The organism is Acinetobacter sp. SwsAc2, from assembly GCF_013391465.1.
Classification (GTDB): domain Bacteria; phylum Pseudomonadota; class Gammaproteobacteria; order Pseudomonadales; family Moraxellaceae; genus Acinetobacter; species Acinetobacter johnsonii.
Map to the genome: position 1 here is coordinate 1 of NZ_JACBEZ010000045.1, position 23914 is coordinate 23914.

At 42.2% G+C, this 23914-nt stretch carries 25 protein-coding genes, 1 tRNA gene and 2 pseudogenes; 15 read left to right on the forward strand and 13 right to left on the reverse strand.

The features are described 5' to 3' along the window. The 4 genes and pseudogenes from HYI04_RS15170 to HYI04_RS15185 all read left to right on the forward strand — a co-directional run. A pseudogene (locus tag HYI04_RS15170) lies at window positions 1–116 on the forward strand (IS30 family transposase); the annotation flags it as partial. A 183-nt stretch (window positions 117–299) separates the two neighbouring features. After that, window positions 300–376, forward strand: a tRNA-Arg gene (locus HYI04_RS15175). Window positions 377–638: 262 nt separating this feature from the next. After that, on the forward strand, window positions 639–1136 hold the full coding sequence (locus tag HYI04_RS15180; RefSeq protein ID WP_148825449.1) for a YcxB family protein: 498 nt from the start codon (window positions 639–641) through the stop codon (window positions 1134–1136). 42 nt (window positions 1137–1178) lie between these two features. Continuing rightward, on the forward strand, window positions 1179–1823 hold the full coding sequence (locus HYI04_RS15185) for a fumarylacetoacetate hydrolase family protein (protein ID WP_148825450.1): 645 nt from the start codon (window positions 1179–1181) through the stop codon (window positions 1821–1823). Between the two features lie 59 nt (window positions 1824–1882). Here HYI04_RS15185 and HYI04_RS15190 read toward each other — a convergent pair whose 3' ends face one another. After that, window positions 1883–2680, reverse strand: a complete 798-nt coding sequence (locus tag HYI04_RS15190) for a helix-turn-helix domain-containing protein (RefSeq protein ID WP_178896341.1) — start codon at window positions 2678–2680, stop codon at window positions 1883–1885. On the opposite strand from HYI04_RS15190, the pseudogene HYI04_RS15195 reads away from it, so the two are divergent. Beyond that, window positions 2671–3279: pseudogene (locus tag HYI04_RS15195) on the forward strand (DMT family transporter); the annotation flags it as partial. The gene HYI04_RS15190 and the pseudogene HYI04_RS15195 overlap by 10 nt on opposite strands. Before the next feature lie 110 nt (window positions 3280–3389). Here HYI04_RS15195 and HYI04_RS15200 read toward each other — a convergent pair. Continuing rightward, on the reverse strand, window positions 3390–4640 hold the full coding sequence (locus tag HYI04_RS15200) for a YihY family inner membrane protein (protein ID WP_062032475.1): 1251 nt from the start codon (window positions 4638–4640) through the stop codon (window positions 3390–3392). 115 nt (window positions 4641–4755) lie between these two features. On the opposite strand from HYI04_RS15200, the gene wrbA reads away from it, so the two are divergent. Further along, window positions 4756–5349, forward strand: a complete 594-nt coding sequence (gene wrbA / locus HYI04_RS15205) for an NAD(P)H:quinone oxidoreductase (RefSeq protein WP_148825453.1) — start codon at window positions 4756–4758, stop codon at window positions 5347–5349. 43 nt (window positions 5350–5392) lie between these two features. On the opposite strand, the gene HYI04_RS15210 is transcribed toward wrbA, so the two are convergent. The 5 genes from HYI04_RS15210 to HYI04_RS15230 all read right to left on the reverse strand — a co-directional run bounded on the left by HYI04_RS15210 (window position 5393) and on the right by HYI04_RS15230 (window position 9504). Beyond that, window positions 5393–5767: a hypothetical protein gene (locus tag HYI04_RS15210; RefSeq protein WP_148825454.1), complete on the reverse strand. Its 375-nt coding sequence runs from the start codon at window positions 5765–5767 to the stop codon at window positions 5393–5395. Between the two features lie 211 nt (window positions 5768–5978). Continuing rightward, on the reverse strand, window positions 5979–6908 hold the full coding sequence (locus HYI04_RS15215) for a sensor domain-containing diguanylate cyclase (protein WP_178896342.1): 930 nt from the start codon (window positions 6906–6908) through the stop codon (window positions 5979–5981). 387 nt (window positions 6909–7295) lie between these two features. Beyond that, entirely contained in the window at window positions 7296–7871 is a 576-nt protein-coding gene (locus HYI04_RS15220) for a xanthine phosphoribosyltransferase (RefSeq protein ID WP_004691243.1), read from the reverse strand. Between the two features lie 89 nt (window positions 7872–7960). Continuing rightward, the gene (locus HYI04_RS15225) at window positions 7961–8671 is read right to left on the reverse strand and encodes a DUF3108 domain-containing protein (protein WP_078389870.1); all 711 of its coding nucleotides are present in this window, start codon (window positions 8669–8671) and stop codon (window positions 7961–7963) included. 155 nt (window positions 8672–8826) lie between these two features. Then, window positions 8827–9504 (reverse strand): hypothetical protein, encoded by a 678-nt coding sequence (locus HYI04_RS15230; RefSeq protein ID WP_004977854.1) that lies wholly within the window; start codon window positions 9502–9504, stop codon window positions 8827–8829. Between the two features lie 261 nt (window positions 9505–9765). On the opposite strand from HYI04_RS15230, the gene HYI04_RS15235 reads away from it, so the two are divergent. Then, window positions 9766–10623 carry an energy transducer TonB gene (locus tag HYI04_RS15235; RefSeq protein ID WP_178896343.1) on the forward strand — a complete coding sequence of 286 codons (858 nt, stop codon included), beginning with the start codon at window positions 9766–9768 and terminating at the stop codon, window positions 10621–10623. Between the two features lie 45 nt (window positions 10624–10668). On the opposite strand, the gene HYI04_RS15240 is transcribed toward HYI04_RS15235, so the two are convergent. From HYI04_RS15240 to miaB, 4 genes are all read right to left on the reverse strand, one after another. Then, window positions 10669–11079, reverse strand: coding sequence for a hypothetical protein (locus tag HYI04_RS15240; protein WP_178896344.1), 411 nt, complete (start codon window positions 11077–11079; stop codon window positions 10669–10671). Between the two features lie 104 nt (window positions 11080–11183). Beyond that, the gene (gene ybeY / locus HYI04_RS15245; protein WP_178896345.1) at window positions 11184–11660 is read right to left on the reverse strand and encodes an rRNA maturation RNase YbeY; all 477 of its coding nucleotides are present in this window, start codon (window positions 11658–11660) and stop codon (window positions 11184–11186) included. Between the two features lie 57 nt (window positions 11661–11717). Beyond that, window positions 11718–12794, reverse strand: coding sequence for a PhoH family protein (locus HYI04_RS15250; RefSeq protein WP_178896346.1), 1077 nt, complete (start codon window positions 12792–12794; stop codon window positions 11718–11720). A 38-nt stretch (window positions 12795–12832) separates the two neighbouring features. Then, window positions 12833–14290: a tRNA (N6-isopentenyl adenosine(37)-C2)-methylthiotransferase MiaB gene (gene miaB, locus HYI04_RS15255; protein WP_010327568.1), complete on the reverse strand. Its 1458-nt coding sequence runs from the start codon at window positions 14288–14290 to the stop codon at window positions 12833–12835. Between the two features lie 309 nt (window positions 14291–14599). Between miaB and HYI04_RS15260 the strand changes: the two genes are divergently transcribed. The 5 genes from HYI04_RS15260 to HYI04_RS15280 all read left to right on the forward strand — a co-directional run bounded on the left by HYI04_RS15260 (window position 14600) and on the right by HYI04_RS15280 (window position 19200). Continuing rightward, window positions 14600–16567: a lytic transglycosylase domain-containing protein gene (locus tag HYI04_RS15260; protein WP_256733018.1), complete on the forward strand. Its 1968-nt coding sequence runs from the start codon at window positions 14600–14602 to the stop codon at window positions 16565–16567. A gap of 87 nt (window positions 16568–16654) precedes the next feature. Continuing rightward, a complete protein-coding gene (locus HYI04_RS15265) occupies window positions 16655–17248 on the forward strand; it encodes a ribonuclease I (RefSeq protein ID WP_372239180.1) in 594 nt (197 codons plus the stop codon). 169 nt (window positions 17249–17417) lie between these two features. Beyond that, a complete protein-coding gene (locus HYI04_RS15270) occupies window positions 17418–18404 on the forward strand; it encodes a malate dehydrogenase (protein WP_004691225.1) in 987 nt (328 codons plus the stop codon). Window positions 18405–18576: 172 nt separating this feature from the next. Then, window positions 18577–18837, forward strand: a complete 261-nt coding sequence (locus tag HYI04_RS15275; protein WP_004691222.1) for a DUF2789 family protein — start codon at window positions 18577–18579, stop codon at window positions 18835–18837. A 105-nt stretch (window positions 18838–18942) separates the two neighbouring features. After that, complete coding sequence (locus tag HYI04_RS15280) at window positions 18943–19200, forward strand: DUF2789 family protein (protein WP_004691219.1); 258 nt, start codon at window positions 18943–18945, stop codon at window positions 19198–19200. Between the two features lie 85 nt (window positions 19201–19285). Here HYI04_RS15280 and HYI04_RS15285 read toward each other — a convergent pair whose 3' ends face one another. Next, window positions 19286–19813: a hypothetical protein gene (locus HYI04_RS15285; RefSeq protein ID WP_004977826.1), complete on the reverse strand. Its 528-nt coding sequence runs from the start codon at window positions 19811–19813 to the stop codon at window positions 19286–19288. Between the two features lie 72 nt (window positions 19814–19885). Then, window positions 19886–20488 (reverse strand): 2OG-Fe(II) oxygenase, encoded by a 603-nt coding sequence (locus tag HYI04_RS15290; protein ID WP_178896347.1) that lies wholly within the window; start codon window positions 20486–20488, stop codon window positions 19886–19888. 115 nt (window positions 20489–20603) lie between these two features. Here HYI04_RS15290 and HYI04_RS15295 point away from each other — a divergent pair, with 115 nt between their 5' ends. The 3 genes from HYI04_RS15295 to HYI04_RS15305 are packed head-to-tail and all read left to right on the forward strand — an operon-like array spanning window position 20604 to window position 23437. Continuing rightward, a complete protein-coding gene (locus tag HYI04_RS15295) occupies window positions 20604–21461 on the forward strand; it encodes a 23S rRNA (adenine(2030)-N(6))-methyltransferase RlmJ (protein ID WP_004691214.1) in 858 nt (285 codons plus the stop codon). A gap of 44 nt (window positions 21462–21505) precedes the next feature. Then, window positions 21506–22336 carry a CDP-diacylglycerol--serine O-phosphatidyltransferase gene (gene pssA / locus HYI04_RS15300; protein ID WP_058870331.1) on the forward strand — a complete coding sequence of 277 codons (831 nt, stop codon included), beginning with the start codon at window positions 21506–21508 and terminating at the stop codon, window positions 22334–22336. Window positions 22337–22363: 27 nt separating this feature from the next. Continuing rightward, window positions 22364–23437 carry a DUF6670 family protein gene (locus HYI04_RS15305; RefSeq protein ID WP_178896348.1) on the forward strand — a complete coding sequence of 358 codons (1074 nt, stop codon included), beginning with the start codon at window positions 22364–22366 and terminating at the stop codon, window positions 23435–23437. The last annotated feature ends 477 nt before the right edge of the window (window positions 23438–23914 follow it).

The following is a 23914-nucleotide window of genomic DNA, read 5'->3' on the forward strand; positions in this document are numbered from 1 at the left end:
CCATGTCACTGAATACTCGTCCTAGAAAAGCGTTAGATTGGCTTACACCATTAGAGAAATTTGCTCAGCTTGTTGATTATCATAAGACTTTTCAAACTGTCGCACCTCATGTTTGAATTCGCCCTGTTTATGAATTTGCACTAATTTTTAATGTATTGAGTGAATGTTGTAATTATTTATATATTTTTTAGCGACTTAATCTGATTTATGTACGATTAATAAACATTTGATGGTTTGTTACTACAAAATGACTTATCAAAATGAAATAAACCATATACAATGCACCCCATCAAGACGTCGCGCTCATAGCTCAGCTGGATAGAGCACTTGGCTACGAACTAAGGGGTCGGGAGTTCGAATCTCTCTGAGCGCACCAACTTGAACAATCAACCGCAAATGTTGCGGTTTTTTTGTGCCTGCATTTTCTGTTCATTAGAAATTCATAGCAGGGATGGATTTTTTGCCGTAGTTATTCAGTTGTTTTTTGCATCTCAGTTTTATCATGCGGTTCTGATATCAGTATGGCCTCGGCTTAAGTGGATCTCCACTAATCAACATCGATCTGCTAAAGTCCTAAAAAAATGATCGATTGTGTTGTAGTATTGAGCTCAATATTTTTAGCTATTTGATATGACCCTATGTCAGAGAACAAGCCTGCATTATCGACACGTTATTTCCTCACTTTAGAAGAGTCCCAAGATGGTTTTGCCTTAGCGACCTTTGGTAAAAAGCAAATGACGCGGTTTATCACGCCGTTGATTAGTGTCGGGATTATTGTGTGGGGCTTTATGCTCGGCTTTTCAGGCGTCGGTCGCTACTATGTGGTATTGGGTATATTTTTCTTGGTTTTACAAATTCTCATGCGCTATTGGTTCCTGCCGATGATGTTTAAGCGCCAATTTGTGAAATATCAGTTTGGTAAAAGTGAGCAAGGTATCGATTTATACCAAGATTATGCGGAAATTTATGCCAATGGTCGCAAGCAAGTGGTCCATTATAATGAAGTGCAAAAGTTTGCCAGTGGCAAGTTGACCTATATGCTTGAGCTGAAAAACCGTACTGTGGTGATTGTACCTAAGCGTGCGTTGGTCGATAGTGCGGATCAAGCAAAATTTGAAAATACTTTCAAAAAATAAGCATTTTGCTCCATAACACCATCAAAAAATCAGAGGAAGATCATGAGTACACGTCCATCTAAAATTGTCTGTGTCGGTCGTAGTTATGCAGACCATGCCAAAGAATTAGGCAATGCGGTTCCTGATCGTCCGGTTTTATTTATCAAACCACCGAGCAGTTTGCTCAGTTTAGATGCGGGCATCTCTTGGAATCCTGCATGGGGCAGCTGCCATTATGAATGTGAACTGGTTTTACGCATTGACCATCGCCTAAGCAAAGCAACCGATCCAGCTCAAGCTCTGCAAGCAGTGGGAGCTGTGACTTTAGGTTTGGACTTAACTTTACGTGACTTACAAGATGATTTGAAAACCAAAGGCCAGCCTTGGGAACGTGCCAAAGCCTTTGATGGTTCGTGTGTACTGGCAGACTGGGTTGCTGTTTCCGATGTGGTACAGGACTGGGATGATGTGCATTACAGTTTTCATGTCAATGATGAGCTGCGCCAAGCGGGCAACACTGCACACTTAATTTTTGACATTGGCACCTTGTTGGCCGACATTAGCCAAGTCTTCACTTTGGAAGCGGGCGATGTAGTCATGACAGGTACACCTGCTGGGGTAGCTGCACTACAGGCGGGTGAACAGTTGAAAATGACTCTAAAAGGGAAAAACCAAGATTATTCTTGGAATACCTTTGTTCAAGCTTAATTCACAGGCTTTCAAACCCCATCATTCAAAAAGATCACTTCGGTGATCTTTTTTTAGCGTTATTGGTGGCTATGGTACAGTTTACGGAACTGATCGGGGGTATATACCATCCAGCGTTTAAACATATTAATAAAGGCCGATGCATTGGCATAGCCCAAATCCAGCGCGATACTTTCGACCTTTTTTCCCTCTGTCAGCATGCTCATGGCTTTCATGACTTTTAAGCGCTGTCGCCATTCATTCAAGGACATGCCAAGTTCTTTTTGGCTATAACGTGCCAGTGTGCGTTCAGTCATATTGTGCTGTACCGCCAGTTGTTGCAAAGAACTGTTATCCGCAGGGTGCAGATGTAAAAAATCTAAAATGCTTTTCAGGGTCGGGTGTTCAGAGTGTGGTAAATAGCTGCTGACCAATTCTGCATGATGTAACTGATCAAGCAAAACATAGAGTAAGCGCATATGTTCAGGTGCATCATCTGGCAGACTAGATTGTCTCAAATGTTTGAATAGTGCCGAGACCAAAGGTGAGCTGAGCATAATACCCGCTTGCTGAGGTAGATGGGTGCATAAGCTTTCATGGATATACAAGGTGCCATGCGAGACATCGGTGCGATTTAAGCTGCTATGAGCCACATTGGGTGGGAGCCAAATGCCATAAGGTGGTGGGGTAAGGTAGTCAATCTGGTTAATATTCACTTCCATCACACCATTAAAGGCGTATACAAATTCCCCCCATGCATGTCCATGCACAGGATAAACCGACTGCGCGGGGTCTTCGCGAAAGCTGATCCACAATAATTTATCAATATGATCATTGGTCGGTAATTGTTTGAGTGGCGCGCTCTTTTTTTGTAGCATTGGGTTTGCACTGGAAGTTGCCTTCTGAACGTTTATCGCTCATTCAGTGGTTGGGCATTGCATGTGCATTTTTTGGGATTGTGATTGCATTTTTATTTCGTCCTGCAGGCTCACAAGCGGCTGCAAGTTCTGCACTTTGGGGTGATGCTTTAGCACTTTTGGCAGGGGTATTGTGGGCAGCCACAACCATTGCAGTGCGGTTGACTAAACTAGCAGAAGCACCTGCGACCCAAACTTTGTTTTATCAGCTCTTTATCGCATTTTTAGTGTTATTGACTGTGGCTTTCTTCATGGGACAAGCGACGATTCACTGGTCTGTATTATCCGTTACAAGTTTGCTTTTCCATACCATTGTCGTGTCATTTGCCAGTTATCTGATTTGGTTTTGGCTGTTGAAAAAATATTTGGCATCCCAGTTGGGAGTCTTTTCTTTTCTGACTCCAATCTTCGGGATGTGTTTTGGTGTGGTGTTACTCAATGAACAGCTGGAACTCAACTTTTTGGTAGGAACATGCTTTGTGTTGATGGGGGTGACGGTGGTGAGTTTGCATCACAAAATTAAGCAGTATGTGCAGGCATTTAGAATGGCTTTGCAGTAAATACTGAGTCGGCTTGAATCTACCTTAAATTCAGGGTGAAGGTTGAACTTAAATTGCTTTGATTCAACATATAAAAAACGTGTCATAGACACGTTTTTTAATATGAAGGCTTAAGATTTATCATCAAAAATTGTAGACAGCGGAATAGCGAGTTTGGCCGCCAAGTAATCATCCGATTCTACTAACGCTGGGCCAATTTTTTGCATCCAGACATCATCCGGATGGACATTACCCAAATCTTTACGCTTTGGTAAAGGGTAAGGAAGTTTGCTGTAAAAACTCCAAAAATCGACTTGAGATAAATTGCGTACCAGCACATATTGGTTGTCATCGGTACGTTTGACTAAGTTTTGTTGTTCAAGCATAAACACGTAACTCGGCCAACGCCCCAATTCATCCCGCCCTAATACATCTAAAGCTTCATCATCAGAGATACTGAGTCCTTGTTGCTGCTTTTTATAAAACAGCTCCAGCAAATCTAGTAGCATAATGACAGGGTGCCGTTTTTGCTCTTTATGGGAGGTAAAGGCGGTCAGGGCATAACTAATTTCGACCCCAATCAGGACAATATTCCACGACAGAAAAATCCATAACAGGAAAATGGGAATCGCGGCAAATGCACCATAGATAATTTCATAACTGGTGAAGTTCGACATAACGAAGCCGAACAAATTTTTCAGAAGTTCAAACACGACGGCACTAAATAAACCTGCAATCAAAGCCGATTTAATCGGGACGCTGCGGTTTGGAATGGTCCAATTCAGGATAAAAAAGCCAACAACGGTTAAGCAAAATGAAATCAGCCACAGGACAAATGCGCCATCAAGCTCATAGCCTGCAAAATTATTGCTCAGAACATTGAGGGAAGCCATCGTCGACGAAATGACAAAGGCACTACCGAGTAGAATGGGGCCCAAAGAAATAATGGTCCAATAGCGCATAAAGCCAATAATGCCGCCGCGAGTCTCACGAACGCGCCAAATTCGATTAAAGACCGTTTCAATACTGGTTAGCATCATGACGGTAGTGACGAATAAAAATAAGATCCCGATAATGGTTAAATTACTGGATTTATCGGTAAACGCATTTAAGGCCTTGTCAAAAGCAATCGTGGTTTTCGGTAAAAAATTACTATAGATCAGTTGTTGTAATTGCTGTCGTGCAGGTTCAAGCGCTTTGATTGAGGAAATGATCACCAAAAAAACGGTCAGCATTGGAACGACGGCAAACAGGGTCGTATAGGTCAGTGAACCTGCTTGTTCACGACATCGATCGGCCTCAAAGCGGCGCAGTACAAATAAAACGAACTGAAACCAAGTTTTCTCATAGAAAGGAAGTCTTCTTAAGTACTGTTCTAACATAGGCAAAGTATCTCTTTTGTTTTCTTCATCTTTTCTACATTTTTCACCCTAAGCTTAACCAAAAAATAGGAAAAATACCGTATAGTTTTATTTTTTCTGTCACCGAACTCTATTCATGCAAACCTATGTTTTAGTTTTATATTACAGCAAATATGGCAGTACCCGTGAAATGGCGCATCTGATTGCAAATGGAATTGAAGCCAGTGGTGTTGCAGTTAAAATTCGAACGGTGCCGAATATTGCGGCTGTGGTGAAGGAAGCAGAGCCGAGTATTCCTGCAGAAGGCGATATTTATTGTAGTTTAGAGGACTTGGCAAACTGTGCAGGTTTGGCGCTAGGCTCACCAACCCGCTTTGGTAACATGGCCTCTGAAATGAAATATTTCCTCGACCAGACCACCAGTCTTTGGCTCAATGGAGCTTTGCATGGCAAGCCGGCTTGTGTGTTTACTTCGTCAGGTTCGATGCATGGTGGCCAAGAAAGTACTTTATTGACTATGCTGCCACCATTGTTTCATCATGGCATGATGATTTTAGGGTTGAACAATGCCATTCCCGCATTGTCACATACTAAAACAGGTGGAACACCGTATGGCGCGAGCCATGTCAGCGGGCCTCGACATGATCAGCACTTAAGCCAAGATGAAAAAGTGCTGTGCGAAGCTCAAGGTAAGCGTCTTGGGGAAGTTGTGAAGAAACTACAAGCCTAGAACATTGAGACATGAAAAAAGCCCATCAAGGATGGGCTTTTTATTATTGGGCTGGCGTCAGATGCTGTTCTTTGAACTTTGTACCGCACTTGAGACATTTATAGTCAAGAAAGACATTTTTATCGACAATCACACCCGCTTTTTTACCAAAACGATGTCCTAAAAACCCGCCTGTTACACCAATACTGACTGCACCGACAAAAGTGCCAATGGTACCACCCATAATCACCCCAAGAGGTCCAGCCGCTGCACCGATCGCTGCACCAATAGAGGCTCCAGATGCTGCACCACCGACGGTACCAGCGGTTGCACCTGCCGAACTGAGCAATACGCCCCCAATTTTAGTCAGTTGTTGCTCGTGATTGCGTTTTTCAACATCACTAGAGCCACATTTTGGGCAGAGAATTGTATTTTCCATAGTCTATTGGCCTATTCGGGTGACCAGTGATTGAAGCTGGCAGCCGTTTTACGGTGTGGATGACACGTTGCGCAGAACAACCGTGTTTTGAGCTTAAATTTGAAAGATCTAAACAACTGAATCTAGAGTAAATCTTAGTTGAACTTGCGGCAATAATATTTATTAAACTTGTAATTTCTTGAGTACTTTATGCTGTGTTTTTAAATACAGTTTAGTTGGCAAAGTGAATTCGGTTTCGTCCTGCTTGTTTGGCACAGTACAAGGCTTTATCTGCGCGTTTAAAAACATCCTCTGCATCTGCATCATGTTTGCCGACTTCAGCAACCCCTATACTGACGGTGAAACATAGCACTTCTTGCTCATAATGTACTTCCATCGCCTCAATTGTTGAACAGATGCGTTTAAAGACCCGCATAGCTTCATCACCCAAGCAGGCGGGTAAAATAATCGCAAATTCCTCACCGCCAATACGGGCTAGAAAGTCTTCGTCACGCAGTACGCTGCGGATTTTTTTGGTCATCTTTTTCAGCACATGGTCACCTGCGGTATGCCCATAACAGTCATTCAGCTGTTTAAAGTGATCAATATCTAAGATACCTATCGTAAATGGCACGCGAGTATGGCTGAAGTGCTGCATGGTTTGATTACTTTCTTGCACAAATACTCGACGGTTAAAGGTTCCTGTGAGTTCATCTGTAGACGCTAAGACAGCCATTTCTTGCACTTGTAAATGCAGTTTAATGTTTAAAGCTAACCAAGTGGCGAGACTCTGTAAAAGAATCGCTTGTTGTAGGGTGTAGTGATGTTTACGTTGATCTGCCACATTTAAGGTGCCAATACACACGCCATTGTGAATCATGGGCGCATCCATACAGGTGCCCATGCCATGCTCGGAAAGCATTTTACAATCCAGCTCATCCGACTGAGCGAGGTCATCGCAAATGATCAGTTGAGACTGGGCAAAGACTCGTCCGACAAAAGTCTGCCCAATCGGAATTTTAAAATCCATCGGAATCGCATGATTACCTGAGATCGAATACAGCTTGAGATATTCTTCAGTATCTTGCAAGGTAATACTGGCCCGATCCGCATCAAACACGTGAGAAATCCAGTAAGCAATGGTATCTAGAACAGCTTGCAAGGAGTCTGCTTTACTCAAGTCGTGAATGAAGTCTACAGGGAGTTGGATGGAGTGCGCGCCATCAAAGCCAGATAATTGGCTTGGGGGTAAATGATCGTTCAGTTAATTGATTCTTGTTTATCATTCAATTCGGTATCTCTATAAAATAGTATCCAATTTAGTCTTTGTTTGTTTTGCTCTTAGAAAGTGGACATTACCTTTTAGATTTGATCATGCTATATAAATCGCATTTCTCCAACTTTAATGTAAAAAAACGATATATTTTTACTTTAAATTAAAAATAACCTACAGAGCAAATGTGGCATTTACATGTGATGACCCGCGGGTCATCTGAGTGACAAAAAAAAGAGCACCTGAAGTGCTCTTTTTTGAAGTTAAACGCCGTGATTAGTCACGAACAAATTCAACAGTACCATTTGCCAATGACTTTACGCGTGCCAAAGATTCAACGCGGTAGCCTTTTTCAAGCAAAATGTCACGGCCAGGTTGGAATGATTTTTCAATCACAATACCGACACCAACAACTTCTGCTTTCGCTTGGTGAATTAAGTCAATCAGACCCAATGCTGCTTGACCATTGGCCAAGAAGTCATCAATCACGAGGGCTTTGTCAGCTGAACTGATGTGCTTATTTGAAATTGCAATCGTGCTTTCCGTTTGCTTGGTAAACGAAAAGACTTTTGAGCGGTAAAGGTCATCTTTTAAGGTTAAAGATTGGTATTTACGCGCAAAAATAACGGGCACGCCCAGTTCTAAACCTGCCATGATTGCAGGTGCGATACCTGATGCTTCAATCGTGATGATTTTAGTGATGCCTGCATCTTTAAAACGAGCAGCAAATTCTTTACCGATTAATTGCATCATAACCGGATCAATTTGGTGGTTTAAGAAAGCATCAACTTTCAGAACTTCATCAGATAGAACGATACCTTCGCTTAAGATTTTCTGTTCTAGTGCGTACACGGGAGAATCCTCTAGGGGCAGGTGCTTTTCAAGCAAAAGCGTATTTTAGGAAGCACCTGAAAAAATGCAAGTAAAATTCGTCAAAATGACTAATTGCTTGCACCTTTATAACCCGTTAATAGCAATCCATAGGATGTTTTCTTATCCACATGGCTGACTTTGACTGGAAGATAGTCCAATTTAGGTGCTAACCAGAAAATAGTTTCGCGACCAGGTTTGTCATGTTTCATGACCACTTTAATGGTGTCAAAGGTGCCATAATCGGTTTTGATTGATTCAGAACCTTGCTTCACAAATTTACGTGCTTCCACTTCTTTGGCATCGGCCAAATAATAAGTCGATTTTAAACCGCCATTTTTGATGTCTTCCCGAAGTTGTAATTCAGCATTCAGTTCATCCAGTACGCCGGCTTTCCAAGCGAAAGAACGTGCTTCTTTGTCCTTCTTGGTATTGATGGTTTTTGCAGCTGGATTGAAGTTAATACTCATGGTGTTGTTATGCACCAAAATTTTACTGCTACGGCTAAAACTGCTGGACTGAATTTGCTTACCATTAAAACTAAAGCGACTGCTTTCGGTTGCAGAGGCGATACCACCAGCTTTGGCTGCAAAGACATAGTTCCAGTTGTTGCCCGATTTCGATAACGTACGTGACGCTGAGCCCATGTTTTTGCCATTATAGTTAAATTGATAACTGGCTTGGAATGGACTCATGGCAAAGGTTTGACTTGAGAAACCGACAAAGAGCAAGGTGCTGACACCTGTTGCCATTGCGACTGTTTTCAACATTGATTTAGCCATAAGAAAAAGTTTCCTATTCAGTTGTAGGCACAAATTTTTTGCATAGAAATATTATGCACGTTGATTATGAAGAAAAAATTCGAAACATAGGGCAAACTGTAGTTTTATGTTTCTTTTACCCACCTTAAGTCACATTTTAGTCGTAGCATCCCGAGTTATTTTTGTCGAATTGGCGAGACCGTGCTTTCGTCTAGATTGGGTTCAATCAAGTCATCGATAGAGGTTTGCGAAAACTTATTGAACAAGGCCGTTAAGTTGACATTACCGATCACCACCAATTCTGCTTCACGCAATACGGCATGATTGACATGGACCTTACCTAAGGTATCGATAATAGAACGATTTTTTCCTAACCAACGATTCAGATCCAAATGCAGTAGATCATCTTTGACTTTAATCACATTTAGTTTTTCTAAAATCATGCCTAAGGGGTCTTGGTTCAGGACTTTTTGATAAAAGAATAGGGCACAGCGCACACCCATTTTATGAAATACCGTTGGGTATTCAGCATCCAGCACACTGGTGTCACTGATTTGCTCAAATACGATCAACTGCGTTTTTTTATTTAATTCCATTTGTGCCAGCTTCAAATCTACCGAAAGCGTGAGTTTGAGTCCGTTATAGTCGAGCGTGGCATATAAACGTAACCAATCATCATGTAAGTCGGCATGCAGGTCTTTCAACATTCTCACGTTGTCGGTCACAAAACGTTGAAAAGTGGCATTTAAAAAGACTTGAGACATTGGAAACTCACGCTCATCCTCAATAAATCCTTCCGCCTTTTGATAAACTTGGCGTAAACGATTTGAAATGTTGGAAATAAGCGTTTGCATATAAAGGCATCCTAGCGAATCAACGTGTTTGAGCGATCAGATCTCTGATCGAAATGTTTGAAAAATACTGCTCATGAACCTTGCAGTTTAGCAAAATTAATTGCACCATTTTCATGATTTTATGAAACAGTGAATCTAAATGGCACAAGGTCTCATTCTACGCAATAAAATGAAGACTGTGTCTATTTTATACTGCGCGCCTGCGCTTTGGGGAACAAGACAAATTGTCGGTTTGGTGTGATGCTTAGAAAAATAAATGTAATGCCTTTGGCTCATGATTGGTGGAAAGACCCAATTTTTACAGCGACTGTCGTACTGGCGGTATTTTTGCATCTCGTGATTTTGACTTTGCAGTTTGCGATGCCTCAAGAAAATGATGCGGCAGTGAAAGAAATTGCCGTTACCTTGCGTCCTTCTGATCAAAAAATTGAAAATGCAGATTTTTTAGCGCAAGCCGATCAACAAGGTTCAGGGACCTTTCGTGAGTCACATCGCATGTCGAGTGACATGCCCGCACCGATGCTTGAGCAAAGTACAGGCGAACAGCAGCGTGAAACTTTAGAACAGATCCAACAAAAACGTGAGCTGAATTTTGAAGAAAAACTGTTAATGACGACTTTGAGTTGGCAAAAACAAGCTGAGGATAACCAGCGCAAAAAAGCCATGGAAGAAATGAACAGTCAGTTTCAAGCCAAAGCAGCAATGGTGGCCAGCCTTGAAGCGCAATATTTACAACGCCAACAAAACTTTAGCCGTCAGCAAAAAATTAAAACAGTCGATGGTATTCAAGCCAAGCAAGATATTTCGGCCGCCTATCTTGAAAAGTTCCGTCAGAAAGTGGAATTTTATGGCAACCGTTACTATCCAGAAGCTGCTAAACAGCAGCGGCTGGCGGGTGAAGTGCGTTTAATGGTGATTCTAAATGCATCAGGAGGTATCCGCGCCATTCGCCTGATTGATAGTTCAGGCCATGAAATGCTCGATGAGGCTGCAAAAGCCTCGGTGCGTAAGGCTGCACCATTCGGTGGATTTGATACCAAAATGAAGGATATTTCTGAGTTACGCATTGTACGTACATGGCGTTTTGACCCAGCAGAGGCAGAGTTTGAAGTGCACTGAGCTGTTCACTTTTAAGTGTACTTTAATAATTTTACTTACTTCGGTTTATTGGGTTGCGCGTACATAGGCAGCGTCTTGACGTCCACCGATCCAAGTCACAATTAAATGAGACTCTTCCACATCTAGGCGGCTAGGAAAGATTTCTAAATGCTTGCTATATTTCGGCAGTGCCTTTAAACCAATGCAGTTGCCATTTTTCCACCATGTCCCCTCAGCATATTGATCTAAAGAGCCGACAGCTAAGTACCATTTAAATTTACCGTTGGTCTCTAGTAAAAGCTCGGAACCGACCTCCATAACACCCTGCAAATAATAATGTCCAGCCCACGCCTGAGCAGTGTCTTGAAACTTCACTTCTTGACAGGATGTTTGATTTTGATCATTGCTCTTGGCATAAAGCGAGGTAGTGCAGGATAGGGCGATCATGCAGAGTAGTTTTGAAATTGGTGTATGCATTTTTATAATCTCTTTATCTATTTTTTCATCTTGCTTTATTTTTAGCATAAATAAACCCGATACATCGAAATGAATCGGGTAAGTTGTTTCAAATCTAGTAGTTACTATTCTAAATAAGGGTTTTCAAAACCGAGTTTAGCCAAAATTTCAATTTCGATGCCTTCCATTTCTTCAGCATCTGCTTCTGATGTTTCATGGTCATAGCCCATAAGGTGCAAAGTGCCATGGATCAGCATATGAGTGAAATGCGTCAGTGGCGCTTTGTTTTGTTCTTTCGCTTCCAACAGCACCACAGGAATGCAAATGACCAAATCGCCAATGGGAAATGAGTCAAGGATTTGCGCCATTTCATCGGGTAAGTCGCTCGGGAAAGACAATACATTGGTTGATTTATCTTTGCCGCGATATTCCAAATTCAATTTATGACTTTCGTTATGGTCGACACAAGCAATACCAACTTCACAGTTACTTTGTGTACCAATATGACGTAAAACAGTTTCTACAACTTTTTTGATATAGCCACGTTTCAAGACCAACTCAGGTGCTTGAAAGTCCTGTTGTAGAGAAAGACTCAGTTTCAAAATAGATCCTTAAATAATGATATCTGCGGGCATTTTAAAATGCCCGCAGACTTTAACTTAATGCTGAGCATCGGCAGCGGCATCATTTTCAGCCACTAAGGCCTCTTGACGCGCTTTGCGTTCAGCACGAGCTTCAGCCGTTAAGCGATGTTGTTCTGCATCCCATCCCTCATAAGCTTCAACAATTTTTTGCACTAATTGGTGGCGTACCACATCACGAGAGTGGAAGCGGGTAATGTGAATTTCTTTGATTTTGTCGATGATTCGTAAAGCATGCGCCAGACCAGATTGCTGACCACGCGGTAAGTCGACCTGTGTGATATCGCCAGTAATCACTGCGCGCGAACCAAAGCCTAAGCGTGTGAGAAACATTTTCATTTGTTCAGGCGTGGTGTTTTGCGCTTCGTCTAAAATCACGAAAGAGTGGTTTAAAGTTCGACCACGCATATACGCCAGTGGTGCGACTTCAATCACCTGACGTTCAATCAGTTTGGCTACTTTTTCAAAACCAAGCATTTCATACAAGGCGTCGTAGAGTGGGCGCAAATAGGGGTCGATTTTCTGGCTTAAATCACCGGGTAGAAAGCCGAGTTTTTCACCCGCTTCAACGGCAGGACGAACCAATAAGATCCGTTGAATTTCGTTGCGTTCTAGCATGTCGACTGCGGCTGCAACTGCGAGATAGGTTTTACCTGTACCCGCAGGCCCAATACCAAAAGAAATATCACTTTGTAGAATACGCTGCACATAACGCTTTTGGTTGGCACCGCGTGGATTGATACGACCTTTACGGGTTTGGAGCCACACTTCATCTAAACCAGTGTGCTCTTGCCCGTCGAGGTCTTCTTGCAATTCACGGTCAGTCTGACTGCCTTGAATCATGAGGTGTAAGGTGTCGGCACTGATTTGTGACGTATTTTCTGCTTCTTCATGCAGGCGATGGAGCAGACCTTCGGCTCTCTCAACTGCATCCATTTCACCATCGACATAAAATGCATCACCTCGATGGGAAATAGTGACATCTAAACGCTGTTCGATTTGTTTCAAATGACCGTTATAAGCACCGAGCATGCTCTTTAAACGTTCTATTGAAACCCCAGGAAAAGTTACTGTACGTCGAATCGCTGCAGTCAAGAGAATTCCTTTAAGTAGTCAGAATCTATTCCCTTACATTACGCCACGTCAGGCTCAAGATTCAAGAGTTCACCATAAACAAAATTCAAAGTTTTAATCTCTGTCACTTCGATTTCAGCGAAACGTCCGACCCATGCTGCATCACCAATAAAACTCACATAACGAGTGTTATCCGCCGTGCCAATCAGTAAGTTTGGATCTTTGTCAGAAACCTTTTCGACCAAAACGCGTTGAATCGTGCCGAGCATGGCATCGGTCTTGTCAATACTTGAGCGTTTGATCCATTTTTGAACTTTACTGAGACGCTCTTTTTTCACCTCTTCAGAGGTGGTGTCTTCAAGATCGGACGCAGGTGTACCCGGACGTTTTGAATAGACAAAACTGTAGGAATGGTCGAAGTCCATATCTTTGATGAATTGATAGGTTTCTTCAAAGTGCGCATCGGTTTCACCCGGGAAGCCAATGATAAAGTCACTGGATAAATGCATATCTGGACGAACTTTACGTAATTTGGCAATTTTGTCGATATACACATCAATGGTGTGGTTACGCTTCATGGCTTGCAATACATCGTTTGAGCCGCTTTGCACGGGCAAATGTAGATGCGACACCATTTGCGGTAGGTCACGGTAACATTCAATCAAGTCATCATTAAACTCAAGTGGATGTGAGGTGGTGTAGCGTAAACGCCCAATACCAGGAATTTCTGCAACCAGACGTAATAAGTCTGCAAAAGTACAGATATTGCCTTCAAACGTTTCACCACGGTAACCATTGACGTTTTGACCCAATAAAGAAATCTCACGGACACCTTTTTCGGCTAAAGTCGCAATTTCAGCTAAAACGTCATCTAGTGGGCGAGAAACTTCTTCACCACGGGTGTAGGGCACCACACAGAATGAACAATATTTTGAACAACCTTCCATAATTGAAACAAAAGCCTTGTAACCTTCTACACGCGGTTCAGGTAAAAAGTCGAATTTTTCAATGTCTGGGAAAGAAATATCCACCAATTTGATTTTTTCTTTCTTGGGTTTTTCGATTTGATCAAAGTGCTGATCCAGCATTTGTGGCAAACGGTGCAAGGTCTGTGGGCCGAAAATCATGTCGACATAGTTGGCACGTTTTTGAATGTTGTCACCTTCTTGAGAGGCCACACAACCACCGACACCAATGATCAGGTCTGGATTTTTGTCTTTCAGCTTGCGCCAGCGACCCAATTCAGAGAACACTTTTTCTTGGGCTTTTTCACGAATCGAGCAGGTATTCATCAGTAGAATATCGGCTTCTTTCGGATCTTGGGTCAGCACATAACCGTGCGAGTCGCCAAGTAAGTCTGCCATACGGTGACTGTCATACTCATTCATCTGACACCCTTGCGTTTCGATATACAGTTTTTTAACTGATCCATCGATGGCTGGGGTGTGCTGTGGCTGGGTAACAGTGTTTTCTGAGGCAGCTTGGGCACCATTTGGAATGAAGGTTTGAACCGTCATGTAGGCTCCTAAGGGGGATAAATCTAGGTTTTTGTGTCTGATCGGTATCTGTGGCGGCGAAAGCAGAGCTTGGCTGGCGACAAAAAGGGGCGATCAAACACCATGTGAAATCTACGAAAGGCGCATATTTTAGCAGGAAATCTGAATAAACTTATAGCTTTAAATCTGAAGCTAAAAAGATTGATTTGTGAAGCGAAAATGCAGGAAAATTAATATTGTCTAATCATAAGGTTACATAAGAGAACAATAGAGTCTGTTATGAGTTATTAAACTAATGAAAATGATGAGACGAGACTAGGCAATCCAAAGATGACTGAAGGCAAACCCATGTTAAAACGATTACAGAATAAATATTATCAAGTGTTTGCGTTGGGTGTGGCTGCCTTAGGTCTATCTGCAGCGACACATGCCGCAGATGAACAGTTTAATAATGCCTTGCGTGCAGCAAATGCTGGCAATGTTGGTTTATTACAACAATATCAAAGCAGTATGCAGGGTGATGTGCTGGGCTATTATCCTGAATATTGGGTACTTAACAGTAATTTGGCGTTGCAACCTGCGGCGAACATTGTCAATTTTACACAGCGCTATCCGCAATCTGCCATGGCTGAGAAGTTAGCAGCAGATTACATTGAAGAAAAAGTCAAAATGGCCGACTTTGCTTCCGCGCAGCCAGTATTGGCCTATGTGTCCAATGCAGATCGCGCAGAAAGCTGTGCTATAGCACAAGTCCGTGCCAAGTCTGGCGACCCTTTGGTTTTTGCTGAATATAAAGATGTTTGGCTCACGACCAATTCACAGCCTGAGTCTTGTACGGGGCTAGGGCGCATGATGTTGTCTAGTCCACTGATGACGGAACAAGACAAACAACAACGTTTATGGGCACAGCTACGTGCAGGGCAGTCAGGTCAAGCGATTGCAACCGCACAAACCATTGGCATGAATCTGTCTTTGGCACAACTGAATAGCATTCAAGCCGATCCACTGAACTATCTCTGGTCCGCACCGAAAGCGTCGGCGGCAGATCAAGCGTATTTAATTTATGCCATTGGCCGTTTAGCCGACAGTGATCTAAATACTGCACTGGCGTCGGTCAAGCGTGCTGCAGAAGGAACACCTGAGTCGGTGCAAAAAGCGTTGTATCGCGCTGTGGGGTATATCGGTGGCACAACCGTTATGAAAAACAATTTTAATGTGGAAGTGTTGCAAGCCTTCGATCGGAGCTACGGTTTACCACTGAGTGAAGAAGAAGCTGAAATCTATGCACGCCAAGCCATTCGTTTCGGCGCATGGGAGAGTGTCATTCGTGCCATTGATGGCATGAGTGTGACGCAAAAACAAGAAGACCGCTGGCAATATTGGTTAGCCCGTGCTTCAGAACAACGTGGTGATGCAAAGTCAAAAGCACTGGCGCGCGAGATCTTCAAAAAATTGTCAGTAGGTGACGATTATCATAACTTATTGGCAAAAGATCGTATTGGTCAGCGTTATCAAACGATTCCAGCCAATACCCAACCGAGCAATGCGGATGCGCAGCGTTTGAGTCAAGATATTCACTTTAGCCGTGCTTTTGCACTGCGCAACGTCAATGCGCCAGACAATTATGTCAACCGTGAATGGAATTGGGCTGTTCGACAAGCTTATTTAAAACAAGATGATGGCTTAATTTTGGCTGCTGCCAAACGTGCCACAGAAATGGGATGGTATGACCGCGCGATCTATGCAGCCGATCGAACCGTCAAGCAGCATAACTACAGTTATCGTTATGCCATGCCGCATCAAAGCTATGTGGTCAGCCATAGTCGCAATGCAGGCATAGATCCTGCATGGGCGTATGGGTTAATGCGCCAAGAAAGCCGATTTGTTACCCATGCACGTTCGCATGTCGGGGCAGGTGGTTTGATGCAAATCATGCCAGATACGGCAAAACTGGTCGCTAGACAAATGGGTGAAACCTATAATCCTGCTGCACTGAGTGATATGAATACCAATGTACGTTATGGCACATTCTACTTGTCCATGATTCAAAGCCAATTAAGCAACAGTCCTGTACTTGCCACAGCAGGTTATAACGCAGGGCCAAATCGTGCGCGCCGTTGGCAGCCTGAAAGTCAGCCGATTGCGGCGGATCAATACACAGAAAGTATTCCTCTGACTGAAACACGCGATTACGTCAAGCATGTCATGAGTAATGCGACCCATTATGGTGTGCTGCTTGGCCAAGGACCGCAGTCCATTACTCAGCGCATGCAAAATATTCCTTTTAGAAGTCAATGATAAAGGCCTAGGCATTTTATGGTTTTGATGTCATCCCAATCAGTCTTAACGCAAAAGCTTTTGCTATTGATCAGCAGCTGCATTGCTATGGGATTTTTTGCGACATCAGCCCATGCAACACCGACCGTGTTTGGCTATGTGATGGAAGTTCAAATGACACCCGCCGTGTGTTTGTTCGATAGTCAAGGCTCAAAGAAACGGAAATGTTTGGAAGGCTATTCACTCAATATCACAGGCTTATACCCTGAAACTACGACACGAGAGTGTCAGACCAAGTCTTCAGCTGTATTGTCTCCGCTTCAAACTAAAGTGGTGGCTAGGGTGATGCCCGATGAGCATGCACGTCGCCAGTTGTGGGCAGAGATAGGTGGTTGTGTGCCGATGAGTGCCAGTCAATATTTTCGTAACGTGATTAATTATGCAGAACGTTTAAAAATTCCCGCAGATTTGACTTCATCTGAAAATAAAACCGCGCAACTGCATAGCTTACGTGGACAGTTCCAACGTTTGAATCCTGGACTGCCTGCAAGCGGGCTGCGTTTTAGCTGCCGTACTCACCGTCAAACCAATATTTTGACCGAAGTCAAGGTCTGTTATAAACCCAATGGTCAGTACAAAGGTTGTGCAGAGAATATACAAGAAAACTGCCCAAATTCTTTTGCGATCAAGGGTTCTTACTAATCTCTTTCCTTAAATTAATTTATATTTCCTATCATACTTTTGTTGGAATTCATTCTCTTTTACATGCATCTGCCAAAGTATTGGAGTACAATCTTTGCCGTTTATGATTATTAAGATTAGATAGAACAGCTATTTAATCATATAACGTTCCTCAAATGGAGATAAGTACATGAAGCAACCTGTTCGCGTTGCCGTTACTGGCGCTGCTGGTCAAATCGGTTATAGCCTATTATTCCGTATCGCTAGTGGCGAAATGTTAGGTAAAGACCAACCAGTTATTCTGCAATTGTTAGAAGTTCCTTTTGAGAAAGCTCAAGCTGCGCTTAAAGGCGTAATGATGGAATTAGACGACTGTGCTTTCCCATTATTGGCTGGCATGATCGGTACTGATGATCCAAAAGTTGCATTTAAAGATGCTGACTACGCGTTATTGGTTGGTTCACGTCCACGTGGTCCTGGTATGGAACGTGCTGACTTATTGAAAGTGAACGGTGAAATCTTCATCGGTCAAGGTCAAGCACTAAACGAAGTTGCTAGCCGTGACGTTAAAGTACTTGTTGTAGGTAACCCTGCAAATACAAATGCTTACATCGCAATGAAATCTGCTCCAGATCTTCCAGCGAAAAACTTCACAGCAATGTTACGTCTTGACCACAACCGTGCGTTGACTCAAATTGCTCAAAAAGCGGGTGTTGCTGTAGCAGACATCAAAAACATGACTGTTTGGGGTAACCACTCTCCAACGATGTATGCTGACTACCGTTTTGCAACTGTAAACGGCGAAAGCTTAAAAGACAAAATCAACGATGCTGACTGGAACGCGAATGTATTCCTTCCAACTGTTGGTAAACGTGGTGCTGCGATTATCGAAGCGCGTGGTTTGTCTTCAGCTGCTTCAGCTGCGAACGCTGCTATCGACCATATGCGTGATTGGGCTCTTGGCACAAATGGCGAATGGGTAACGATGGGTATTCCTTCTGACGGTTCTTATGGTATTCCTGAAGGCGTAATGTACGGTGTTCCTGTAACTTGCGAAAATGGCGAATACACACGTGTTGAAGGCCTAGAAATCGATGCGTTCAGCCGTGAGCGTATGGACAAAACTCTTCAAGAGCTTGAAGAAGAGCGCGCAGCAATTGCTGACATGCTTAAATAATTAAAACCGATCGGTTTAAGATCTGTTTTGAAAAAGCACTCCATTTGGGGTGCTTTTTTATATGGGGTGTTTATTGAACAAAAAATAACATGCTGTGATGTAGATACAACTGAGCATAGATGGCCAAAGGTTTATTCTAAAAGGGCATGATCAGGGCTTGAGGAGAACAATGATGTTTGACCAACAACCGACTTTAGAACTTTTATTTGAACAATTGGGGCTTGATGCGAGTGCGGAAGCAATCGATCAGTTTATTGAAACACACCAACTTACTTCAGATGTTCCATTGCATAAAGCACCCTTTTGGTCAAAAGCACAGCATGACTTCATTATCAGTAATTGGAAAAAAGATGATGAATGGGCAATGGTGGTCGACCTGTTAAATGAACAATTGCATACAGAACATACGCTTTCAGGATCGTGTCATTTATAATCACAAATTGAAACAACAAACCTAGTTTTATGACTAGGTTTTTTTAGAAAATACATATAAGTTAATTCAATAATAATTGACAATAGTATTGATAAGGAGGCCGAGATGCTCAGTCAACATAAACCATCCTTAGAGCTTTTATTTTCGCAACTGGGACTCGCCAATAGTGCGGCTGCCATCGAGTTATATATTCGTACGCATCAACTTCCTGCTCATCAATCTTTACACGATGCACCGTTTTGGAATTCCGCACAACGTGCGCTATTAATCAGTCATTTGGTTCAAGATGATGATTGGGCGATTATGGTTGATGAACTCAATCAACAGCTACACCTCGATGCTTATAAACTTCAAACTGCCTAAATTAATTTTATGTCGCCGCCATTTGAATACTGGAATTGACCCATAAAAAAACGCCTGATTTCAGGCGTTTTTTTATTTGTAGATTTTAGTGCAATTTACTTTGCATCAGCTTGATAAACCAATCTTCTTGATGAAGGTCAATAAAAGCGGCATGTTCACGCAGTAAAACGAAATCAAACTCGGTGCTTTTCGCATATTTGCCAAGCCAGTGTCGTGCCAATGCTGACTCTTTTCGACTGACCGAAGCATAGGCCAAAAACAGGTAAATATCGCCCTGACCATAGCTGGTCAGCGGTTTTAAAATTTGCTGTGTAATCAACGCAAAGCGATCTTCTTTGGTGATTTCAAAGTACAGCATATAAGCCTTTGCAAGGTGCAAAGACAAATTGAGGTACAAAGACAGAGGCATTTCCTCAAACTCAATTCGACCTTGCTCAAGTAATACCACCGCTTCTTGTAAAAAGTGGACTTGCTCTTGGCGCAGTTGGCTCAATGTGACCAACTGTAAGCGCAAATCAGCACGCTCAAGGGCTAATTCAGGGCTATTGCCTTGTAGGTAGAGTTGATCTGTTTCACCAATACGCTGAATAATTTGTTGACTGCTGGCACGCATCGGTTACATCCTCATCAATTGATGTTCAGTATATGAGGATACTTCTTACAATTTAAAGTCTTTTTGCTTGAATCATAGGATTGTACTGTCACTCCGTAACCATCCAGTAATCGATAAACGTTGATGCTTGGCTTCTAAAACCTCATGCAGTAAGTCACTTTGAAACAATGCAATACGATTCGGTTTGGGATGTAGCACATGCCAAATGTCATTTTTATCTTGCAGATGAAGTTCACCGCCCCAACCGTCTTGCCAGTCTTCGTGTAAATAATAAACCGTAGAAATCATGCGGCCATTTTTGCCTTGAGGGTTATCACGGTGCAGGGCATAAAACTCGCCAGCGTTATAGCAAGCAAAATGTGCTTCGACGTCTCGAATACCGAGATAAAAAGCACGATTTAGTTCTTGACCCAAACTATAAAGGGCTTGAACATGATGATTGGAAATAACGAGCTCGGGATTGAGCCATAAAATGTGATCACTACGGATCTTGCTGATGACACCGTTTTGAATAGCGGCTTCACGAAAGCGGTTTAAGTTCGAAGTACATTCTTCAATGAGTTGATGTACATAGGCATTAGAATAGGCGTCATCAATGATGGCAAAACCATGTTGATCTAAATCATCTAGGATTTGATCAACATTCCAAGACTTTGGGAGAAGAACTGCTTCCATTACATTAACCTAAAAAAGACAAAGAAAAGCCACGGTTATTCTAGTGTATGAAAGCAATCTGAACGAAACTATTTTTCATGCTAAAATACTCATTGATTTTAGGAATGATAGAAACATGAATTACCGTCACCACTTCCATGCAGGTAACTTTGCAGATGTCATGAAGCATGTCCTTTTGCTTCAGATTTTGACTCGCCTCAATCAAAAAGATAAACCGTATCGTTATATTGATACGCATGGCGGTGCTGGTAAATATGATTTATCGACTTCAGAAGCACAAAAGTCGGGTGAATTCTTAAATGGTATTCACCGTTTAGTAAAACTTGATGACTCGATTAAGCGTAATGCGCCTGAAGGTGTTCAGCAGTATTTAAAAATTGTTGAAAAAATGCGTGAAGGTTCAGGTAAAGGCGCTTATCCGGGTTCGCCGTGGTTTGCACTGGAAGGCATGCGCGAAATCGATAAAGCCACCATTTTTGAAATGCAGCGTGATGTATTCCAACAGTTGTATTACAACGTTCGTGACAAACGCGCAGGCTTACATGAGCGCGATGCGTATGAAGGGTTATTTGGCGTTATTCCACCCAAAGAAAAACGCGGATTAGTGATGATTGATCCACCTTACGAAGTGGAGCGTAAAGATTTCCCTCAATTGGTTGATCTCATAGCGACTGCATATAAAAAATGGCCAACGGGTGTGTTTGCAATTTGGTATCCAATCAAAGACCGCGCCATGATTGACCGTTTTGAAAAGAAAATGATTAAAACCGGTATTCGCCGTCAGTTGATCTGTGAAGTATGTGTTTGGCCAGATGATACCCCAGTGGGCTTAAACGGCTGTGGTCTGTTGGTGATTAACCCACCTTGGAAGTTTTCTGAAGATGCAGATGAAGCGCTACAATGGTTATTCCCACATTTGCGTATGAGTGAAAATGGTGGTCATGCTGCTGTTCGTTGGTTAGTTGGCGAATAAAGATAGACTAATAAGAGAAAAGGCTACATTAGGATCGACAGAGAATGACAAATATAAATAAACCTGAAAGCGAATCTTCACCCCGCAGTACGCCTACTTTTGATGGGATTACTTTCGAGGTGGAAGAAGAAGAGCACACACAGGAAGGTCAAAAAGTAAAACGTCGAGGTATTTATTTGTGGCCGAACCTGATTACAACGGCCGCGTTGTTGTCAGGCTTTTATTCCATTATTGCCAGTATGAATGGCAACTTCCAGCAAGCGATTTATGCCATTTTCTTGGCAGCGTTGTTGGATGGCTTGGACGGCCGCGTTGCACGAGCCATTGGTGCGCAGAGTGCTTTTGGTGAGCAGTATGATTCTTTATCTGATCTATTGGCGTTCGGTGTTGCACCCGCTATTTTGATGTATAGCTGGAGTTTGGATTCGCTCGGGCGCATTGGTTTGGCGTGTTGTTTTGTCTACACCGCCTGTGCTGCATTTCGTTTAGCACGTTTTAATGTGCAAATCGGCGTGGTTGATAAGCGTTACTTTATAGGTGTAGCTAGTCCTCTTGCTGCCATTATTATTATTTCATTGGTTTGGGTTGGGCTCGACTTCCCAGAAATTTTTGATATTCGTGAGCGGGGTATTCAAGCCATCAGCGCAGCAGTGATTGTGTCTGTGGGGCTTCTCATGATTTCGAATATTAAATATTATTCATTTAAAACGGTAGATCGTAAGCGAGTACCATTTTTTGTCCTTCCTATCGCGGTCTTTATTTTTGCTGCAATGACTTACAATATTCCTGTGGGTATTTTAGTCATTTCCTTGATTTATGCATTATCTGGCTTTATTACTACATTTTTAGCACGACGTCAGCAAAGTCCATCATGAGTTAATGATATGTAGAAGGAGTATGATATGTGGTTGTTTCAAGATTTTCTCGATCAGTCTAAACAACTTAATCAGGCTCCTTCACGGTCACTCCCTGCTTATCATCCGCCCAATAAAAAATATAAAATTATTCATCAAGCTTTAACCATTCCTAATCTTCCTGCACCACTACATTACTTAAATTTTTTGAGCATGATTGGTCAGCCCAATACGCCCATGTTTCGGAACAACAGTGCAATCAGAACTACACCATTAGATACCGCTACCGTATTGGCCAGTAGTAGTCCACATATGGCAGGGCAACTGAACCGCTATTCAATTTCTGCTGAATGTTCATTTCAAGAAAAAACATTTAAATTTGCCAATAAAGAACAGCTCATGGGGGCATTCCCAAAATTTCAAATTCAAAGAAAAGACACAGAATTGAGTTTTGAGATTGAAATAACAACAACACCACTGATTTCACATTTCACCAAATTGCGTTTTGGGCTTGCCGAGCATTGGTCTGTATTGTGTCGATGTCAGGGAGAAGTTAAATATAAAGAGCAGTGCTATGACATTGACCAGTTAGGGGCTTTTGAATACGCGCGCAGTATCGACTTTAGTTATTTACCCTTGGCCTTTTTCACATATCAAGTCATTAATCTGGTGGATCAGCGTCAGTTATTGTTAGAACAAATTCGAGATTCGTTTAATCGAATTGTGCAGTCACGTATCTATATACGTGATTTGCAAAAACAACAAACCCATATGTTTGATCGGATGGTGCGCTTTCAAGTTCATCGTGTTTATCCTGCTGTGAAAACTCCCAATGGGCAAAAAATGTATTTACCGCGAGAGTTTGAATGGCACTATCAAGATGAGCAGGGACATCACATTCATCTTTACGCTCAAAGTCGTGGTGATTTTAAATTTGGTTTGGCTGCGGGTTATGTAGGTAGCTTTAAATATCAACTCAAAATGGATAATTATGAGGAACAGGGCGAAAGTGGTTATTGTGAATATGTGGATTGTCGTGCATTAAAGTGGCAAGAAAAAAAATCGCAAGAAAAAAATCGAAATGAAATTGGAGAAATTGTTCCCTTTTCACTCAAAAAATAAGAAAAAATCGTCATTTTGCTGAATAAATAAACAAGTGGGAGTTTTTTTATAAATAATTGAAGAAAGGGGGTTGTGTTGGGTGTGAAATACTGTAGAATGCACATCCATCGGCGGTGATGTTGATTAAAACTTGTTGAGAAACAAGGATTTAGCCCAAGCGGTAGAATCTGGAAGTCTTGAATAAGTTTAAAAATAATTAACAAAACCAGTTGACTTTCTCTGGGAAGAGAGTAGTATAGCCGACCTAGCTTGCTGATGACGAATCAGCAAGAAGATCATTAAGAGATTATGAAGAACAACTTGTGTGGATTTTTACTGATTGATCGATCGAAAATATTTCATTGATTGATGGTAAAAATTACTCGAAGTTTATTTGAGAAATATTTGTCAGAAAATTGATGAGCCAAGATTTGTAGCCATAAGCTACTAATGATTTTAACTGAAGAGTTTGATCATGGCTCAGATTGAACGCTGGCG